Source organism: Sorangiineae bacterium MSr12523 (assembly GCA_037157775.1).
Taxonomy (GTDB): domain Bacteria; phylum Myxococcota_A; class Polyangia; order Polyangiales; family Polyangiaceae; genus Pendulispora; species Pendulispora brunnea.
On sequence record CP089982.1, the window covers coordinates 227,050 to 244,720 of the forward strand.

The 17,671-nt window shown below is 62.8% G+C and carries 16 protein-coding genes; 8 read left to right on the forward strand and 8 right to left on the reverse strand.

The window, feature by feature from the left end:
• Positions 1-1,236: an RtcB family protein gene (locus LZC95_00955; protein ID WXA95409.1), complete on the reverse strand. Its 1,236-nt coding sequence runs from the start codon at positions 1,234-1,236 to the stop codon at positions 1-3.
• 103 nt (positions 1,237-1,339) lie between these two features.
• On the opposite strand from LZC95_00955, the gene rtcR reads away from it, so the two are divergent.
• Positions 1,340-2,968, forward strand: a complete 1,629-nt coding sequence (gene rtcR, locus LZC95_00960; GenBank protein WXA95410.1) for an RNA repair transcriptional activator RtcR — start codon at positions 1,340-1,342, stop codon at positions 2,966-2,968.
• On the opposite strand, the gene tuf is transcribed toward rtcR, so the two are convergent.
• A complete protein-coding gene (gene tuf / locus LZC95_00965; protein WXA95411.1) occupies positions 2,955-4,127 on the reverse strand; it encodes an elongation factor Tu in 1,173 nt (390 codons plus the stop codon). The genes rtcR and tuf overlap by 14 nt on opposite strands.
• Positions 4,128-4,462: 335 nt before the next feature.
• Here tuf and LZC95_00970 point away from each other — a divergent pair, with 335 nt between their 5' ends.
• On the forward strand, positions 4,463-5,149 hold the full coding sequence (locus LZC95_00970; protein WXA95412.1) for a hypothetical protein: 687 nt from the start codon (positions 4,463-4,465) through the stop codon (positions 5,147-5,149).
• Between the two features lie 82 nt (positions 5,150-5,231).
• Here LZC95_00970 and LZC95_00975 read toward each other — a convergent pair whose 3' ends face one another.
• Together LZC95_00975 and LZC95_00980 are read right to left on the reverse strand one after the other, a co-directional pair.
• Positions 5,232-6,311 (reverse strand): SMI1/KNR4 family protein, encoded by a 1,080-nt coding sequence (locus tag LZC95_00975; protein ID WXA95413.1) that lies wholly within the window; start codon positions 6,309-6,311, stop codon positions 5,232-5,234.
• Positions 6,312-6,433: 122 nt separating this feature from the next.
• Positions 6,434-7,339 (reverse strand): LysR substrate-binding domain-containing protein, encoded by a 906-nt coding sequence (locus LZC95_00980; protein ID WXA95414.1) that lies wholly within the window; start codon positions 7,337-7,339, stop codon positions 6,434-6,436.
• An 88-nt stretch (positions 7,340-7,427) separates the two neighbouring features.
• Between LZC95_00980 and ltaE the strand changes: the two genes are divergently transcribed.
• The 3 genes from ltaE (at position 7,428) to LZC95_00995 (ending at position 10,605) form a co-directional block, all read left to right on the forward strand.
• Entirely contained in the window at positions 7,428-8,468 is a 1,041-nt protein-coding gene (ltaE, locus tag LZC95_00985) for a low-specificity L-threonine aldolase (protein WXA95415.1), read from the forward strand.
• A 61-nt stretch (positions 8,469-8,529) separates the two neighbouring features.
• Positions 8,530-9,000 carry a hypothetical protein gene (locus LZC95_00990; protein ID WXA95416.1) on the forward strand — a complete coding sequence of 157 codons (471 nt, stop codon included), beginning with the start codon at positions 8,530-8,532 and terminating at the stop codon, positions 8,998-9,000.
• A 486-nt stretch (positions 9,001-9,486) separates the two neighbouring features.
• Positions 9,487-10,605: an RNA ligase RtcB family protein gene (locus tag LZC95_00995; protein WXA95417.1), complete on the forward strand. Its 1,119-nt coding sequence runs from the start codon at positions 9,487-9,489 to the stop codon at positions 10,603-10,605.
• Here the strand turns inward: LZC95_00995 and LZC95_01000 are convergent.
• Positions 10,571-11,197 carry a DUF2007 domain-containing protein gene (locus LZC95_01000; GenBank protein ID WXA95418.1) on the reverse strand — a complete coding sequence of 209 codons (627 nt, stop codon included), beginning with the start codon at positions 11,195-11,197 and terminating at the stop codon, positions 10,571-10,573. The two genes, LZC95_00995 and LZC95_01000, sit on opposite strands and share 35 nt — an antisense overlap.
• Before the next feature lie 230 nt (positions 11,198-11,427).
• On the opposite strand from LZC95_01000, the gene LZC95_01005 reads away from it, so the two are divergent.
• Entirely contained in the window at positions 11,428-13,749 is a 2,322-nt protein-coding gene (locus LZC95_01005) for a hypothetical protein (GenBank protein ID WXA95419.1), read from the forward strand.
• 91 nt (positions 13,750-13,840) lie between these two features.
• Positions 13,841-14,665: a polysaccharide lyase gene (locus tag LZC95_01010; GenBank protein WXA95420.1), complete on the forward strand. Its 825-nt coding sequence runs from the start codon at positions 13,841-13,843 to the stop codon at positions 14,663-14,665.
• A 178-nt stretch (positions 14,666-14,843) separates the two neighbouring features.
• Here the strand turns inward: LZC95_01010 and LZC95_01015 are convergent, their stop codons facing one another.
• The 3 genes from LZC95_01015 to LZC95_01025 all read right to left on the reverse strand — a co-directional run bounded on the left by LZC95_01015 (position 14,844) and on the right by LZC95_01025 (position 16,811).
• Positions 14,844-15,620: a class I SAM-dependent methyltransferase gene (locus LZC95_01015; protein WXA95421.1), complete on the reverse strand. Its 777-nt coding sequence runs from the start codon at positions 15,618-15,620 to the stop codon at positions 14,844-14,846.
• A 50-nt stretch (positions 15,621-15,670) separates the two neighbouring features.
• Positions 15,671-16,159, reverse strand: coding sequence for a hypothetical protein (locus LZC95_01020; GenBank protein WXA95422.1), 489 nt, complete (start codon positions 16,157-16,159; stop codon positions 15,671-15,673).
• A 145-nt stretch (positions 16,160-16,304) separates the two neighbouring features.
• Positions 16,305-16,811, reverse strand: coding sequence for a DUF6328 family protein (locus tag LZC95_01025; GenBank protein ID WXA95423.1), 507 nt, complete (start codon positions 16,809-16,811; stop codon positions 16,305-16,307).
• 34 nt (positions 16,812-16,845) lie between these two features.
• Here LZC95_01025 and LZC95_01030 point away from each other — a divergent pair, with 34 nt between their 5' ends.
• Entirely contained in the window at positions 16,846-17,634 is a 789-nt protein-coding gene (locus LZC95_01030; GenBank protein WXA95424.1) for a hypothetical protein, read from the forward strand.
• Positions 17,635-17,671: the final 37 nt, after the last annotated feature.

A 17,671-nucleotide genomic window follows, 5' to 3' on the forward strand; every position in this document is an offset into this window, starting at 1 on the left:
CTATCCCTTGACGCATACGACTTGTCGAAGCGTATGCACGATGTCGACGAGCTCGCGCTGTGCGTGCATCACGTCGTCGATCGATTTGTAAGCGGCGGGCGTCTCGTCGATGACGTCCGCGTCTTTGCGGCATTCGATGCCCTTGGTCGCCTCCTCGTGGTCTTTCACGGTGAAGGCCTTTTTCGCGGCCGTGCGCGACATTTTGCGGCCCGCACCGTGGCTGCACGAGTGAAAGCTCTCGCGGTTTCCTTTTCCGCGCACGATGAACGAGCGCGCCCCCATGCTTCCCGGGATGATGCCCAGATCGCCCTCCGCCGCGCGCACCGCGCCCTTGCGGGTCACCAGCACGTCGGCACCGTAATGGTGTTCGCGTGCCACGTAATTGTGGTGGCAATTCACCGCCACGTCGGTGAGCTCGAAGGGCGGCAGGTTGCTCCCACGCGCAGCGCGCACCACGGCCTTCATCATCAGCTCACGGTTCGTGGCCGCGAATTTCTGCGCCCAGCTCACCGCCTTCCAATAATCGCCATAGTGCTCCGTACCCTCGGGCAGGTAGGCCAGGTTTTCGTCCGGCAGATTCACCAGCCAGGTGCGCATATCCTTCTTCGCCAGCTCGATGAAGAAGCTTCCGATGCGGTTTCCCACACCGCGCGAGCCGGAGTGCAGCATGAACCAGACGTGGTCGGCCTCGTCCAGGCACACCTCGATGAAATGGTTTCCCGTACCCAGCGTTCCAAGATGGTTCGCCGACGCGCCGCGATCCAGCTTGGGGTACTTGTCCGTGAGCCACTTGTAGCCCTCGTCGAGCGCGCCCCATGCTTCGGTCACGTCCGCGGGCAGGTGTCCCCATGCACCGCGGTCGCCGGGGCCTCCGTTGTTCGTGCGCCCATGCGGAACCGCCGCTTCGATGGCCGTGCGCAGCTCGCGCAAATTGTCGGGCAGGTCGGACGCGCGCAATGTCGTGCGCGTCGCCATCATTCCACAGCCGATGTCCACACCCACCGCCGCCGGAATGATCGCGCCTTTGGTCGCAATCACGCTTCCAACCGTCGCGCCGATCCCCGCGTGCACGTCCGGCATGACGGCGACCCACTTGTGGATGAAGGGAAGCTCCGCCACGCGCCGAAGCTGGGCTTCCGCCTCCGCCTCGAAAGGAACCCCGACGGTCCACGCCTTGATCGGCGTGCCGTTCGTTTCCAAGGTTACGTGTCCCTTCTCGTTGGCGTTGGTCGTCATGCTTCATGAATAAGCACGATTGGTGCCGCCTGCGAAACGGCCGAAAATCCGTTCCGCCTGGTTATCTCTTTGAATAAAGATGATACGTTCGGATAGGAAGGCCATGGACCGGAAAAAGCTCGTCGTCATCACCCTTTTGGGCAGCACGCTCGACCGCGGCCGCGGAAATGGCCGCTGGGATCGCTGGCGCCCGACGGTGGCCCTTACCCAGCACGAGGACCTGCTCATCGATCGGCTCGAGCTCCTGTACGGCAAGGAGAGTTACGATCTCTCGGACACGGTGATCACGGATATTCGCCATGCTTCGCCAGAGACGAAGGTGGTCGGGCACATCGTGAACTTCGAGGATGCGTGGGACTTCGAGCGCGTCTACGGTACCTTGCACGACTTTGCACGGGCGTACCCCTTCGACACGGACAAGGAAGATTACCTGGTCCACATCACCACGGGCACGCACGTCGCGCAGATATGTCTCTTTCTTTTGACGGAGTCGCGCTATTTCCCGGCGCGACTCCTCCAAACGTCGCCCGGGAAGCGAAAGGACGGCAAGGACGCGAGCCCCGGCACGTACGCGATCATCGATCTCGATTTGTCCAAGTACGACCGGCTCGGGTCGCGCTTTCAGAAAGAAAAAGCGTCGGGGCAGTCGTTTCTCAAATCGGGAATCGACACGCGCAACCGCGCTTTCAACGAATTGATCGAGCGCATCGAGCAGGTGGCCATCGGTTCGCGCGCGCCCATTTTGCTTACGGGGCCGACGGGGGCGGGCAAGAGCAAGCTCGCACGGCGCATCTTCGAGCTGAAAAAGGCACGAAGGCAGGTGACCGGCGAGTTCGCCGAGGTCAACTGCGCAACCTTGCGCGGGGATGCGGCCATGAGCGCTCTGTTCGGCCACGTCAAAGGGGCGTTTACCGGCGCCGTCGCCAACCGCCCCGGTTTGCTGCGCAAGGCGCATCAAGGTGTTCTCTTTTTGGACGAGGTGGGCGAGCTCGGTGCCGACGAGCAGGCGATGCTTCTCCGCGCCATCGAGGAAAAGGTGTTCTATCCCATGGGCTCGGATCGGGAGGTCACCAGCGATTTTCAGCTCATCACGGGGACCAATCGCGATTTGCGCGCGCGCATTGCGGGAGGCCAATTTCGCGACGATCTTTTCGCACGCATCAATTTGTGGACCTTCCGTCTCCCGGCCCTGCACGAGCGGACCGAGGACATTCCGCCGAATCTCGATTTCGAGCTCGAGCAAATTTCCGCGAGCCTTCGCGTGAACATCACCATGAGCAAGGAGGCGCGTGAGCGCTTTTTGCGGTTTGCTTCGAAATGGACGTGGCCGGGCAATTTTCGCGACTTCGATGCAGCGGTCACGCGCATGGCCACGTTGGCCGATGGCGGCCGCATCACCGAGCGCGTGGTGGCCGACGAGATCGAGCGGCTGCGGGCAGGCGGCTCGGACGGAGCCAGCCCGGGCAACGGCGCCGGCGATGAAAAGGAGCTGATCGCGCGCGCCCTCGGTGCCGAACGGGCGGCGCATCTGGATCGGTTCGATCGCGTGCAGCTCGAGGACGTGCTTGCCGTGTGCGCGGGGACTCGCTCGCTGTCGGAGGCGGGCCGCGAGCTTTTCGCCCACTCGCGTGCCGAGCGCACCAGCGTGAACGATTCGGATCGTTTACGGAAATACCTGGCGCGCTTCGGCATCGAGTTTTCGGCCTTTCAGCAGCGTCTCACCGCACGGTGAGGACGACACCGGCGCCCACGGTCTTCTTCCCCTCGCGGAGCGAAAACCGCATGCCCGGTTCGACGGCGATGGCATGCTGCAGGCGAAAGCTCACCCGCGTATGGTCGCCGGGCTGCGCGATGTCGCCGGGCACGTCGATCATGCCGGTGACGTCGGTGGTACCGAAGAAGAACTGCGGCATATAGCCCGTACCGAACGGGGTGTGCCGGCCGCCCTCCTTCGCAGTAAGAATGTACAGCTCCGCCTCACCCTCGATATGAGGCCGGATGGAGCCGGGAATGGACACGACTTGGCCGCGGACGACCTCGTCGCGCTTGACGCCCCGGAGGAGCAGCCCGACGTTTTCGCCCGCGCGGGCCTCCGGCCGGTCCTTGTGGAACGACTGGATGCCGGTGACCACCACGACGCGGGGTTTGCCCTCGTCGGTGAGGCCAATGATTTCGACGGTCGCGCCGACGGGGAGAATACCGCGATCGACACGCCCGGTGACGACGGTGCCGCGCCCTTCGATGGTGAATACGTCCTCGATGGGCAAGAGAAACGGCGCCGCGAAATCGCGCTGCGGGTCGGGAAAATGTGTGTCCATGGCATGCACGAGCTCGCGGATGGCCGCGGTGCGTGCATCGTCGTGCTGGCCCTCGTCCACGGCCTGAATGGCCTGGAGCGCGGAGCCTTTGATGATCGGCGAGCCCTCGTACCCGTGTGCCGCGAGGAGATCTTGCACCTCGAGGACGACGAGCTCGAGCAGCTCGGGATCCGCGATATCGGTCTTGTTCACGAACACGACGACGTGCTTCACGCCCACCTGCCTCGCCAGCAAAACGTGCTCGCGCGTCTGCTCTTGCGCCCCTTGCGAGCCGTCGACGAGCACGATCGCGCCATCCATCTGCGACGCACCGGTGATCATGTTTTTCACGTAATCGGCGTGACCCGGGCAGTCGATGTGCGCATAGTGGCGCGTCATCGACTCGTACTCCACGTGCGCGAGGTTGATGGTGATGCCGCGCATCCGCTCTTCCGGCGCGCTGTCGATCTGCTCGAGCGAGCGCGCACGCCCGCCGTGCAGAGCGGCCATCACCTTGGTGATCGCGCTCGTCAGCGTGGTTTTCCCGTGGTCAACGTGTCCGATGGTACCGACATTGAGATGCATCTTGCCCATTGGTCTTCTCCTGTTGGTGTTGGGCCGGGCATGACCCAAGTTGAAAAGCGCACAAACGCGAAAACCCCCTCGGGCGGGGTGCCGGAGGGGGTCTCGTTCAGGGCTGCGAGCTTCCTACTCGCTTCGTTTTGCCCTATTCCGTGTGTCCCTCTCGAACGCACCCATCCGCCTGTGACTCGGATGAGTCCAAACGTGATGAAGATGACGAGTCGAGAAGGTCGAAACGGCGCATGGTCGGGGCAATATGAGCCTGCGCGACGAATTGGTCAAGAGTGATTGGGAAAGACCCATGTGTGCGGTGTGCCATCGCACGATCCGGTGGGGAGAACGAAGCCGTGTCGACGGTAGAAGGATGGATGAATCCGTACGCGCCGCCCTCCGCCCACCTGCCAACACCGCACGCCGCTGAAAAATCCATGCAAGGCTACAGCGGCGCACGGGCCGTGATGGGACCATCGATGGATGCGCTGCCGTGCGTTTGCGTCAAATGCGGAGCCACGACTGGGGTGACCGTGCAGCGCCGATATGTACCCCTCAATGGAACCACGAACGGGCCGGCGACACGACGACGGGCGCGCCCTGTCGACCTTGCCTTTTTGGGCCTCCTCGTCGCCCTCGCCGCGGCCGCCCCTTTTATCTGGTACGTGCGGCCGGTGTTGGTCGGCGGGATTGCTCTCATGGCCGTCGGAGCCCACGTTCGGACTCGTTTCGGGCTCAATCTGCCTTTGTGCGCATCATGCGATGCGCGGTGGCGCAACGGTATCGTTGGCCGCAACATAGGACTGATCGGCATTCTGCTTGGCGCGATGGCACTGTCCATCGGTGCCGTCTGGCCTGGGTTTGCCTTGATCCTTGCGGCAGCTGCCGGCATCGTTGCGGTGAGAATCCCAAAGCGCATCATCGCGTGCTGGGTCATGCCGGACAACGGCGGTATTCTCCTATGCGGGCTCGCGCCGGCCGCTGCGGAAGCAATCGTGGCTGCCTCGGAAGGGAAGAGCGAGCGATCGGGCGTTGGAAGCTAGCAAATGAGATCGCTCGCCGCGTTTCGGTATGGAGGCGATACAGATGGAGACGCATTTATTCGATTGTATCGTACCCGCCCGTTCACGCTTTCGGCGGCCGCTTTTTGAACAGTCGCGATAGCCAGTTGCCCTGTCCCTCGTTGGGAGGGGGATCGGCGGGTTGCATGGCGCGCAATTTTTGGAGCACGCTTTCCATCGCGTCGTGCTCCAGCGGGGACGACGCCGCTGCCATCGCCTTCTCGAGCTGCTTCAAGCGGGAGGCGGAAAGTTCGGTTGCGTGGGATGCGGCAATATCGCGAATCGCGTGGTTGCCGAGGAGCGCTCCCCCGACGGCGACATCGACCCATTGATCCGGGGTGAGCGTGGTCACCGCATTCAAAAAGGGGCGCAGCGCGCTCGCCACGAACGTCGTCTCGAGATCGTCCTTGAAAAGAAGCTCCACCGCGCCATTGAAGTCGTCGCCCGCGTCTTGCAAAACTTCGATGCAGCGCTCCGCGTCCTTGTTCGAGATGGCCACGCGAAACTGGTCGAGGATGGGGACCTCTCGCCGCATTCGCTGGTGCGCCGCTTCCTGCTGCTGCCGGAGTTCGGCTCGATGCTCCGCCTCACGATCGCGGCGCTCCAGATAATAATCGCCAAAGCCCTCTTCGACGGCGTAGTCATCGGCCTCCACCTGGGCCGCGAATCGTTCGAACCACTGGCCAAGTGAGGGCGCGAGAAGCTTGGGCGAGTCGTCATGGTCGCATTGGAACACACGGCCTGTCAGTCCGTGCACCACGAGCGAGTCGGAATCTTGCGCCGCAAAGGGCAGCCAATGATCCGAGAGGAGCTCCTCCTCCGTGCCGCCGGATTCTTTCCACCAATCCGGAGACTCGCGCGCAAATTCGATGCCCGCGAGGACAGTCTCGCGTTGGACGAGTGCCCATTCCACCGAGAGCAAATTGTAGATTTCGATGAAGCCATTCGCGTGCTGTTCGCGTTGTCCGTCGTGCAGAGACCAAAGCGCGCGCAGGTCGGCAGGCAAGGCAACGCCGAACTCCGTTTCGGCTTGCGCGAGACGCTCGGCGGTCGCACCCGGGGCCAGATTCTCCACCAGCAACGGCGCCCCGTGCGTATTCATCCAGCGCGATACGCGTTGAATCGCGGTTCGAATGCGAGCCATGCCGTCGCTTTTTGCGCCAGTCACTCGTTCCAAAGCCTCCTAGGTCCGAATCTGTGCACAATTCGAGACGACCGTCGAGGTTGGATAAATGGCAAATCGGGTGAGAACTTCGTGTTCTCTGCTCAGCGGCGACGGACCTTGCCTACGCCGCTTGGTTGTAGCTCCCCGGCCTGCGAACGCAGCCAGCCTCCTAGGACCTGGAGCCGCAGATCGGTTTCGTGGTGCGCGGGCGAGAGAACGACATACCCGACATCGCCGCGCACGAACCCGAAGGGGGCCACGAGTTGGTTCGTTTTCAGCGCATCGGCGACGAGGGGAAAGGGCCCGATGGCGAGGCCTAGGCCGGCGATGGCCGATTGAAGGCTGAGGGAAAAATGGTCGAAGGTGAGTTGGCGCTTCGCGCGCAGCCGGTGCGAGGTGGCTTTCGACCAATCGCGGAAGGCGTGGGGGCGCGTGCGGGTGTGCAGCAACGTGACGGCCCCCAAGGCGTGCTTGCCTCGGAGACTTTTTGCATACCCCGGGCTGCATACGGGACCGAGCCACTCGTCCATCAGTGGCTCACACGCAATGCCCGGCGCGATGGGAAAATCTTGGCGCCGGATGGCCAAGTCGACGCCTGCGCGCGCGAAATCGATGGGTCCGCCGCTCGATTCGATGTGGACGACGAGGTCCGGGTGCGCCTCGTAAAGGCCCGAAAGTCGCGGAATGAGCCATTGAAGCGCGAGGGTCGGCTCGCACGAGAGAACCAGCGGGCGCTCGTGCCGGCGCTGCATCTCGGCGATACCCTCGTGCAAAATGCCGAAGGCGCGCTCGGTGATCTGCTTGAGCGCGGTCCCCTCCGCAGTCAACGACACCTGTCGCCCGCCGCGGACGAAGAGGCGGACGCCCAGCGCCGTTTCCAAAGCCCGAATCTGCCGGCTGATGGCGCCGTGGGTAAGATGCAAGGTGCGCGCGGCCTCGGTGAAACTCGTCGAGCGCGATGCCACGTCGAAACAGTGCAACGCGTGTAGCGACGGAAGAGCGTTCATGCTGTGAGTTTCACGCACGCGAGCCGCGAAAACAAATCGCAAGCGCTGCTGTGCGAAGATGCTACCCATTGGGTGCGAGGAGAACGCGATGATCGACCTGCGAAGCGATACGGTGACCCTTCCCACACAGGCCATGAAAGAGGCCATGCTGCGCGCCGAACTGGGCGACGACGTGTACGGCGAAGATCCCACCGTCAATCGGCTCGAACGGCACACGGCGGAGCTCCTTGGCAAAGAGGCGGGGCTTTTCGTCACGACCGGCACCATGGGGAACCTGTGCGCCATCCTCACGCATGGTGTCCGCGGCGCGCGCGTCATCGCGGGGAACGAAAGCCACGTGTACCGCTCCGAGGCGGGAGGGGCCTCCGTGTTGGGCGGGCTGGTACTCCACCCGATTCAAAACACGGACGACGGCGGACTCGACATCGACGAACTCACGACGGCGCTCGAGAGCCCGGACGATCCTCACATTGCGCCGGCGGGGTTGCTCACCCTCGAGAACACACAGAATCGATGCGGCGGTGCCGTGCTCGACGCGGCGGCCATCGCTCGGTTTGCGGATCTCGCGCATGCGCGATCCATTCCCGTCCACATCGATGGCGCGCGCCTCTTCAATGCGGCGATAGCCCTGGGCGTCAGTGCTCGCTCACTGGTGGAATCAGTGGATAGCGTGCAGGTGTGCTTTTCCAAAGGGCTTGCGGCTCCTGTCGGTTCGATGCTCGTGGGGCCGGCCGATTTCATCCATCGCGCCCGGCGCATTCGCAAAATGATTGGCGGTGGGATGAGGCAGGCGGGCGTCATCGCGGCAGCCTGCCAGGTTGCGCTCGATACGATGGTGGAACGCCTGGCCGAGGATCACGCCCGCGCGCGCCGGTTGGCCGACGGGATTACCGCGGTCAATGCACCGGAAATCAGCGTGGTAGCACCGCGCTCCAACATCGTTGTCCTCACGTCGAAACGTGCGGACGGACGCATCGAACGTCTTGTGGCAGGTCTGCGTCAGGAAGGAATCCTCGTAGGGGCCACTGCGGCTCGGCTGCGCGCGGTCCTTCACCATGGTATCGACGATGACCAGCTCGAACGCGCGATAGGTGCCTTTCAGCGTTTTCTTCGTGCGGGATCAGGTTGACGCACGTCTGGTGCGGAGGGACGATCCTTACATCGCTTGGTGTGTTGGATAGGGGTGGGACGTGGAGAAGGATCCAAAAACGACGTTCAAGCGTCTTCGGGCAGCGGCCGATGCTTCCGAGGATGCGGTGTCACTTCGCGGCCACCACCTTTACGATCCGGAGGAAGAGATCCTTTTCGTGAGCTTTCCGAAAGGGTTTCACTTGGAAACGCGCTCCCAGGTCGAGAAGGGATTCGACCGCGCTTTGCAGGTGTGGCGTTCGGAGTGCGGGGGCCGGCGGGTGTACTTCGTGGTGGATTACACGAACTTCTCGCTCAACCTGAACCTGAACGACTTTTACGTGCAGCAGGTCAAACGCGTGCTGAACGAGTGCGCGGTCACCATCGTCCGCTTCGGGGGTGACCCACTCGCGCGCACCGGTGCCCGGCTCCGCAGCATGAGGCTGCACATGCCTTCACACCTCTACGATTCGCGTGAAGAAGCGATTGCCGTCGTCCGCGCCCTGCGCCAGGGCCGAATGGAAATTGCGTAGAAGGCTACTTGCATTTCATTCGCGACTGCCTTAAGTATCCGCGACTCGCCATGCGCTGCCAGTGATTTCAAAACCGAGTTTGTAGGGTCCGCCGGATGCCGGCTGCGACTACATTAACGGATCTAAGGTAGCTCCCCTCGCCGGAAGCCGCGCCACCCCATGTCCGCCTCATGTTCATGGCGGTATGCAGCGCGTGTTGGCGATGTGTGCGATGGCTCGAACCGGGACTTTCACTCGAGTTCGTAGCGGGGCGAACGGGCGTTTCTCGACGCCAATGTGCCATTCGTGTCGAAAGACATATGTCGCAACCACCTTTGCCGGCGGCCTTTCTTGCACCACGGTGCGCGTGCCCCTCATTGTGTGGGGCAGCGCAGTACGGCGAGGGCGATTGTCCGCTGACGAGCTTCGGTATGCAATTTCAATTTTACGTATGCCCGCGGAGCGGCATCCTCAAATTGGCACCACTTCGGAAGCGCAAGAAACGACATGATTCGAATCGATGAACGTGCGCACATCGTGGCTTCGCCCTCCAGCTGGATCGAGGGGGAGGCCGAGCGGCAGCTTCGCACCACCAGTGGACTCGCCGGCGTGCGATGGGCGGTGGGCATGCCCGATTTGCACCCGGGCAAAGGGCACCCCATCGGGGCGGCCATTTTGGTCGATGGGATCGTCTATCCGCACTTGGTCGGAAGCGATATCGGCTGCGGCATGGCACTCTTCCGCCTCGAGCTACCCGGCTCGAAGCTAAATGCCGAACGCCTCGCCAAACGGCTTCGCGGCCTCGAAGGAACATGGGAAGGTGACGCCGAGGCGTGGCTGCGCGATCGTGGCGTCGTCGATCCCTCGTTCGTCGATGCACTCGGCACCATTGGCGGAGGAAATCACTTTGCCGAGCTCCAAGCGGTGCACGAGCTCGCCGAGCCATCGGCAGTCCACCCCCTGGGCATCGAAAAGAAGTCGCTCGTTCTGCTCGTGCACAGCGGCTCGCGCGGCCTCGGCGAATCGATTTTGCGCGCCCATGTTGCCATTTACGGCGCCAAGGGACTCGAGGTGGACAGCACCGCGGGGCGCGATTACTTGCGCGCGCACGACCGCGCCGTCATGTGGGGGCGTGCCAACCGCGCCCTCATCGCGCACCGATTTGCGGAATCCGTCGGCGCCGACCTTCACCCCGTGCTCGATGTTTGCCACAATGCCGTCACCCCGCACGACGGCGGGTGGCTTCATCGCAAAGGCGCGGCCCCGCATGACCAAGGGCCCGTCGCCATTCCCGGATCGCGCGGCACCTTGACGTACCTCGTGGAGCCCACCGGCGACGGCGTCAGCTCGGGCCACTCGCTCGCGCACGGCGCGGGCCGCAAGTGGACCCGCAGCGATGCGCGCGCCCGCATGCGCGATCGCTTCCGCGCGGGCGAGCTCCTGCGCACCGACCTGGGAGGCTTCGTGGTGTGCGACGACAAGGACCTCCTTTTCGAAGAGGCGCCCGATGCCTACAAGCGCATCGACCGCGTCGTGGCCGATCTCGTCGACGCGGGAGCTTGCCGCGTGCTCGCCACCCTTCGCCCGGTGGTCACGTATAAGATTCGAAAAAACGGTCGTGAATGATGGCGAGCGCCCACGCCGCCAGCAGCGTGAACAGGGCCCTTTTGATTTGCGCGGAGGCTGTCGGCACGCGGTTGGCATTGTAGCGCGCCACTGCGAACGGCGCGGTGATGGCGTCCGCCGCAACGAACAGCAAGGTCAGAGCCCCGACGTTCGAGTTGCCGGTGGCCATCATGAGCAAGGTATTGCCCACGATGGCCGTCGCAAACACCACGCCGGCGGCCGAGTGCTGCGCGTAAAAGTGCCCGCTCCCAAAGGGAAGTAGCCACGCGAGCGCAAAGGCCGCACGCCGATACCGCCGGCGAATCGGCGTGTCGTCGTCCTCCTCGTCGCCACCTGTCTTCGCCCGAGGCGCGGGACCGCGAAATGGCAGCTGCTCCAACTCGCCCTCGGGCTCGAAGCCTTGCAGGGCCTCCCGCGCTTGCTCGAGCTCGTCCCGGGGCACTGCCAACCGGATGTCCAGCACTGTATTGAAGCGATTGAGCATCGTCGTGGCGACGCTGTTTCCAAGCACCGTCACCGTAATGTCGTGATCGCGCAGGAAGTTCAGCATCATCTCTGCGGAAATCTGATCGTCGAAGGTCCGCAGCGTCACCCACTCAGGTTCTTCAGGTTCTTCACGTTGTTCGTGTTCGCGCGGCTCCTGCACACGGTTGCCCATCGATTGAGCTTACGGTGCGTCCTGCAAGGGCGCATCCCGAAAGATGACGCGGTCGCGTCGCTCCGCGTCACGTCGGGCACGCTTGCATTCGTTAAGCTACTTTACTAATCCCAGCGAACGAGCATCATGATCGAGCGGCGGGCGGCCCTCGAAGGGAGGATTCCATGAAGCGATGGTGTGGGCGGCTTTTGGCAGCATCCGTCACCTGGGTCATTGCGTGTGACGTCCCGTCGGATCCTGCGTCGGAATCGAGCACCTCGACCGATATCGAATTAGGAAAACCGAGCGCATGGTCGCTCCAAAATACGATGAACACGGACGCGGCGTGGTCCGAGTACCTCGGTGGGCTCGACCCGGTGTGGGCTTCGGTGCCAACCAGCTTTTACCAAGCGCCCTTTCTCGGAAATGGCGGGCTTGGAGCCTCCGTGTACCAGACCGGAACGGCGAAACGGCTTTCGTTCAAGCTTGGTGACAACCGCGTGCGCGATCACCAGGGAACGGGTGGCACGCTATTTGGCAATGCGCGATTGCCCATCGGGGAGCTCGTGCTCGATACCGCGGGCGACGTCACGGATGTGGACCTGCGCCTTTCGCTGTGGAACTCCGAGCTCTCCGGCACGATCACGACGACCAAGGGTGTGCTTTCCGTGCGCGCCTACGTGCATGGAAAACGGGACGTGTTGGTCGCATCCCTTCGTGTGAAGTCCGGCTCGGAGCGCGTGGCATGGACGTTTTCACCTGCGGCCGCGCGCAGCCCGCGGCTCGATTTCAAGCCGGCCCCCGATGGATTGCAGACGAATCCGGCGCCGGTGGTGAGCAGCAGCGGAAACGATGGTGCGTGCACGCAGAACCTGGTCGGCGGCGGACAGACCGTCACGAGGTGGCAGACGACGACCGAGTCCGATGGGAAAACGCGCACCTTGATGGCGACCGTGGCCCATTCGTATCCTGCGAACGACGCGGGGACGGTGGCCGCGAAGACGCTGGCCGATGCTTCGGCGGCGGGGGAGGGGACGATTCGCACAGAGCACCGTAGGTGGTGGCACGACTTCTATCCCAAGAGCTTCGTCTCGATGTCCGACACACGGCTCGAAAGCTTCTACTGGATTCAACTCTACAAAATGGCGAGTGCCACCCGCCGCGATCGGCCCGTGCTCAGCACTACGGGGCCTTGGCTCGAGAAAACACCGTGGCCCGGCGTGTGGTGGAACCTCAACGTGCAGCTCGAATATTGGTTGATCAATGCGACCAGTCACCGCGAGCTCGACTCCCTTACGGCATCGCTCGATCGGTACCGCGAGAGCCTCGTGTCCAACCTCCCCGAGGCGTACCGCGGCGATTCGATGGGCATGGCTCGCACCAGCCAGGAAAACCTGGAAACGTCCACCGTGGCCCTGCCAGGCAGCAGCGGCGATCCCGAGGTGGGCAACCTGGTTTGGGCTCTGCACAACGCGTGGCTGACGTACCGCCACGATATGGACGACAACGTGTTGCGCCAATTGGTCTTTCCGCTCTTGCGCCGGGCCGTGAATTTCTATCTGCACTTTTTGACCAAGGATGCCTCGGGCGTGTACCACCTACCAAAGACGTTTTCGCCGGAGTACGCGTCGACCTCGGACTGCAATTACGATTTGGCCCTCATTTACTGGGCGTGCAACACGCTGCTTTCGGCGAACGAACGACTCGGACTGAACGATCCGTTGGTTTCCACGTGGCAGGACGTGCGCGATCATCTGGTGACGCCGCCGCAGGATGCCACCAACGGTTTCTGGATCGGTGCCGACGTGCAATTGACGTCGTCCCATCGCCATTATTCGCATTTGCTATGGTTTTATCCCTTGTACCAGCTGGATGTGACCAACAGCGCCGCAAACCGCGATGCGCTGACCAAGTCGATGGATCATTGGCTCGGGTACACCGGCGCCCTGCAGGGATACACGTTCACGGGCTCGGGTTCGATGTATGCGATTCTTCGTAACGGCGACAAGGCGCGGGGGCAGCTCGAGACCTTGCTCGATAAATACGTGCAGCCGAATACCATGTACAAAGAATCGGGGCCGGTCATCGAGACGCCGCTCTCGGGGGCTCAGACGATGCACGATATGCTCGTGCAGAGCTGGGGCGGAACGGTGCGGGTTTTTCCGGCCGTTCCTGCGGCATGGTCCAATGTGACGTTGCACGACGTGCGGACGGAGGGCGCATTCCTGGTGAGTGCCGTGCGGCGTGGCGGTAAAGCGCAGTTCATTCGAATCAAGAGCCTCGCCGGCGAACCTTGCCGCGTGCACCCGGGCGATCTTGCGGGGCCTCATGACGTGCGCTCGTTGCCCGATGGCAAGCCTGTTCCGTGGAAACAGCAAGGCGACGGCACCTTGGAGCTTTCGCTCGCGCGCGGTGCCGATGTAGCCATCGTCCCACGCGGAACGACGCCTGATCTCACGATCGAACCGGCCGGTAATAACGCGACGCGCTATTGGGGATTGCCGTAAATCGATTTGATTTAGGTCGTGACACCGGTATCATTTGTCGTATGTTCATCTCTAGACTTCGCGAATCGAAGCGCAGCGAACGGAGAAACCCATGCACGACGGCTCGAAAAGGCGGCGGCTCATTGGGGCGGTCATCGCGGCATGCATGTCGCTTTCCTGCAGCGGAAGCGACGTCGCGGACGATGAGAACCTGGAATCCACCGCGCCGGCAGAAACGGCGGCATCGTGGCAACTGAAGTGGAGCCCAGCGGCAAACCGAGATGGCCTGAAGGGGTTCGAAGGCATCGAGGACGATAGGGCGAATTCACATTCCGCTGGCCAGCCGCACATCTTCGTCTCGGGCAACGATTACCGTTTCAACATGCACATGGTCGATCGGGATACCGCCACGGATCGACAGCGCCAAGAGGTGAAGGGAATGCGCACCTCGAGCGGCAGCATCATCGACATGAATTTGGGCGAGACATGGAAGCTTTCCTGGTCGCTCTACATTCCGAGCTCCCTGAAAGCGACGACCTCCTTCTCGCACATCATGCAGCTGAAAATGCCGGGCAACGGGACGAGCCCCATCCTGGTGATGTCGCTACGCCGCCACGGCAGCACGCCGAAAATCGAGGTCAAGGTCATCGAACGCGACGTCCTCGTGGGCGCCATCGATTTAGCGCCGCTCCAGAACAAGTGGATCGACACGGACCTGGAGTTCAAAATTGGCGATGGGTCGAGCGGCTCCGTGCGCTGGGTCGTTCGCGATGGCAGCACCACGGTGATTGATACGAAGAAGACCGGCGTCGATCTGTGGCTTGGCGATCGCGTTCGACCCAAGTGGGGTATCTACCGCTCACTCGGCGACAGCTCGGGCTCCTTGCAAGACTGTTATCTACTGCTCAGCAACATGCGCGGGTATCAGTATCTCTAATCCCCCGAGCGAGCTTTCACGAAGAGAAGAAGGAAACCGCCAAGACGCCAGGGTTGCCAGATGAACCAACAATAAAACCAGAATGAGGGTTTATCGTTGGTTCCCCTGGCGATCCTGGCGATTCTCTCGTGGCGTCCTGGCGGTTTCCTTCTTCCTTGACGAGAATCGCGCCAATAGCCTAAGCGTTTTTGCGGGCGCGGGTGGCGAAGAAGGTGGGCATGTATTTCGCCACGAGTTCGCCCTCGCTGGCGAGGTCGTCGTAGTAGCCGATAAGGGAGAAGCCGGCGTCGATTTGGCCGCCGATTTGATCCTCCAGGGTGTGCCCGAATTGGAGGGCCTCGCCTTTGTCGGTGTAGCGACGGCGCTCTTGGTCGGTGAGGCTCGTCTTGTCCGAGTAGGGGATGCCGTAGCGGATGACGAGCTCGCCCTTTTTCTCCTGATCCACGTCGAAGCAGAATCCCACCGGGTTGGCCAATCCGGCGAGCATCGTGCCGCCGGCTCGCAAGACGCGCGCGCATTCCCGCCAGACGGGGCGCACGTTTTCGACGAAACAGTTCGACACGGGGTGGAAGATCAAGTCGAAGCTCGCGTCGGCCAGCGCGGAGAGATCGCGCATGTCGCCCTCGACGGTGCGAATGGAAAGGCCTTCGCGCTCGGCCACGAGGCGATCTTGCCCGAGTTGCGCGGGCGAGTTGTCGAACACGGTGACGGTCGCACCCGCCGCCGCGAGAATGGGGGCCTGCTGCCCGCCGCCCGATGCGAGGCAGAGAACGTCGAGCCCTTCGAGCTCGACGGGAAACCAAGAGCGAGGCACCGGCTTGCGCGGTGTGAGGATGATGTGCCAATCCCCCTCACGGGCTCGCGCGATCGCCTCGCGGCTCACGGGTATCGTCCAGCGATCGCCCTCGGCGACGGCGCGGTCCCAGGCTTCTCGGTTGTAAGTGCGAATATCCATGTACAGGAAATAGCAGACTGCCGATTCGGTGGGCCTCTACAATTTCATTTCTACGCTCCGTTCGCAGAGCCATTCCTGACGCCGGCGCAGGCGGAGGGAGCCATCTCCCAGCCACCCCCACGCTGCCGCTGTCGATGTTCGGGCCTCAGCTCGCTGCGTGCGTCCGCTGAGAGCAGATCGCACGGGTCGAACCAATGTTCCGTGATCGCTCGTTCCAAGACGGGCGGAATGTCGCCCGTGAAGTCGCCGATGTGCGGGCAGCGCCAATGCCAGAGAGCCCACCGTTCGGGAACTTCTCCGAAGCAAAGGACTTCTTTGACGCCGCCGTTGCAATTGGTCGCAATGACGAGAATCGGCCCGGGCAAGAGCCCGCGGAGATGTTCGTTCGCTGTGGACGGAACGCGCACGACCACGTCGTGGTGGAACTCGCCCTGCTTCCAGTGATTGAGAAGCTCGTACCCGCCGAAATGATGCCGTACTTCGTCGAGCAAGCTTCCCAGACCCAGCGTGTCGGCAAGGGCCTGAACGAAGTGCTTCATGACGGGAACAAACGTAGCACAACGAAAAATCTTCCCCGTCGAATAGAAATGGCAGCGTTCGACGGGCACTACGGAATACACGGTAGGATCGAGTCGGTCGCGCCCAGGTGACATGGCTGTGACGGTGCAGCTCGGCACGTGACCGTCACGAGGGACGATGCGCACGCGCACGTGCACGCCGCCAAAGCGGCACGACGTACCACGTGGCGACGATGAGCAGAAAGGGGAGGAGCGTGATCCACGGCGCCCATCGTTCGCCGACCAGCATGCCCGAGATGAGGAACACGGCACCACAAATCGCCAACGCGAGAAAGGCAATGCCGATGACGGCAAAGCCATTGGCGCGAAGCAGCAAGCGCTCCTTGTCCGGCGCGCGAAAGGCGATGCGATGGTTGGACGAGGGGGCAATCAGGAAGATGCCGGCCACGGTGGTCATGACGAAGGTGAAGAAAAAGACGCCGCGGAGGAAGTCGGACAGCTTGGCGAAGGTCTCGTGAAACGGAACCGTGAGAAGGAAGGCAAAGAGCATTTGCACGCCCGGTAGCGCGATGCGAAGCTCACTCAGGAGCTCGGTGAGCTCGCGGTTGACGCGGTCGTGGGGTGACTCGGTATTCTCGGAGGTGTCCTCGTCCACACCTTGGATGGTACGCATGTTTCGTATTTCGTAAAGCGAACGGAGGCAAGCCGTGAATCGTATCCACGCTCCTGAGATAGAGGATTACGACTGGTGCCCCGCCTTGTGGCGCAACACGCTGACCGACGTACTGCGCGCATCTTCGGAATGGCTCCAGCTGTTCGACAGCGCCGCAGGCATCGCCGCCGAGGTGCTCGCGGGCACGTCGGCCAAGCGCATCGTGGACCTTTGCTCCGGCAGCGGCGGTCCCGCGGTGGCCCTCGTCGACGCGCTCGAGCGCCGGCACGGGATACGCGTCGACGTGGTGCTCACGGACAAGTACCCGAACGATGCGGCGTTCGATCGACTCGAACGTCAACGGCGCGGCCGCATGGTCGGTCTGCGCGAGCCCATCGATGCGACGGCGCTACCCGATCAGCTCGTGGGTCTGCGTACGCTCTTCAACGCGCTTCATCACTTCCGGCCGCCCATGGCCCGCGCTATTTTCGCGTCCGCAGCTCGCGCACGGCAGCCCATTGCGTCTTTCGAAATGGTCGAGCGCTCGCTCCAAGGGGTGGCCATCGTCGGCGGCGCACCTCTCTTCGCCGCCGCCGTCATGCCGTTTCTCTCACCGCGAAGCTGGTCGCGCCTCGCGCTCACCTACGGCCTGCCGCTCCTTCCCGCGATGATCACGTGGGACGGATTTGCGTCGTGCCTACGCGCCTATTCCCCGGAGGAACTTCGCACCTTGGTCGACGGCCTCGAGGACGAGCATTACCGCTTTCGAGTCGTCACCCGCCGCACCTCCTGGCACCGCATCCGCGTCACCGCCCTCATCGGCGAACCCACGCCCCCCGTTTAGCGCTCGAAGAGGATTGGACATGAAGGCGGGAAGGGCG

Excerpts from the sequence above, each read along its gene's own strand:
- LZC95_00955 (WXA95409.1), bottom strand. The coding sequence starts at position 1,236 with ATGACGACCAACGCCAACGAGAAGGGACACGTAACCTTGGAAACGAAC.
- rtcR (WXA95410.1), top strand. The coding sequence starts at position 1,340 with ATGGACCGGAAAAAGCTCGTCGTCATCACCCTTTTGGGCAGCACGCTC.
- tuf (WXA95411.1), bottom strand. The coding sequence starts at position 4,127 with ATGGGCAAGATGCATCTCAATGTCGGTACCATCGGACACGTTGACCAC.
- LZC95_00975 (WXA95413.1), bottom strand. The coding sequence starts at position 6,311 with ATGGCTCGCATTCGAACCGCGATTCAACGCGTATCGCGCTGGATGAAT.
- LZC95_00980 (WXA95414.1), bottom strand. The coding sequence starts at position 7,339 with ATGAACGCTCTTCCGTCGCTACACGCGTTGCACTGTTTCGACGTGGCA.
- ltaE (WXA95415.1), top strand. The coding sequence starts at position 7,428 with ATGATCGACCTGCGAAGCGATACGGTGACCCTTCCCACACAGGCCATG.
- LZC95_00995 (WXA95417.1), top strand. The coding sequence starts at position 9,487 with ATGATTCGAATCGATGAACGTGCGCACATCGTGGCTTCGCCCTCCAGC.
- LZC95_01005 (WXA95419.1), top strand. The coding sequence starts at position 11,428 with ATGAAGCGATGGTGTGGGCGGCTTTTGGCAGCATCCGTCACCTGGGTC.
- LZC95_01010 (WXA95420.1), top strand. The coding sequence starts at position 13,841 with ATGCACGACGGCTCGAAAAGGCGGCGGCTCATTGGGGCGGTCATCGCG.
- LZC95_01015 (WXA95421.1), bottom strand. The coding sequence starts at position 15,620 with ATGGATATTCGCACTTACAACCGAGAAGCCTGGGACCGCGCCGTCGCC.
- LZC95_01020 (WXA95422.1), bottom strand. The coding sequence starts at position 16,159 with ATGAAGCACTTCGTTCAGGCCCTTGCCGACACGCTGGGTCTGGGAAGC.
- LZC95_01025 (WXA95423.1), bottom strand. The coding sequence starts at position 16,811 with ATGCGTACCATCCAAGGTGTGGACGAGGACACCTCCGAGAATACCGAG.